This is a genomic window from Priestia sp. KCTC 13724 (assembly GCF_056820425.1).
Window position 1 is genome coordinate 1 of sequence record NZ_JBXDLD010000183.1, and the last position, 575, is coordinate 575.

General features: G+C 45.2%; 1 protein-coding gene. It reads right to left on the reverse strand.

Annotation, left to right across the window (positions count from 1 at the left end; genetic code table 11):
* Positions 1–62: 62 nt before the first annotated feature.
* Positions 63–575, reverse strand: a 513-nt coding sequence (locus tag AC1UFB_RS20240; RefSeq protein ID WP_482589943.1) for a transposase, incomplete at its 5' end; no start/stop codon positions are given.

Sequence of the window (575 nt, forward strand, 5' to 3'; positions counted from 1 at the left end):
GATTCACCTGTTTTTGGGCAGACTGATCCCTTGGTGCGGGTTCGATTTTTTAAAAAGGTGATTTAGTTGAGGGAAAGCTGCTGTACCTGGGTCAGTACGTCCGAAAAGAAGTGCGCATAGACGAAGCTGGATGCTAATTTAAAATGCAAGTAGCGACTCGATTTCACCAGCTTACTTGCTACCTTGATTAATCTCGTGCGAATCGTTTGAATTTGAAGACCCTTCTTCGCAGGTGGAAATGTTAATGTACGTAACCAGTTCGTTAAATTGTAGGCAAGTAGACTCATCATCATACGTGCTTCATTTACTTGGAAATCATGGCTTTTCATTTGGTCGAAGCCGAAGCCATCTTTCGCTTCCTTGATGAAGTTTTCCATCGCCCCTCGTTTTTGATAGGACGTGAGAATGGCTTCCGGTGAAAAGGTGTCTTCGCTTAAATTCGTCACGAAAAAGGCATGAGTGAAGAACAGCTCGCCTGCCGGGCGTACCGATTGAATAATGATGCGACGCTGGATCGGCCAAGAACCTGCCTGATAAATGGAATCCTCCACATAACGTTCGGTTTGCGTGACATC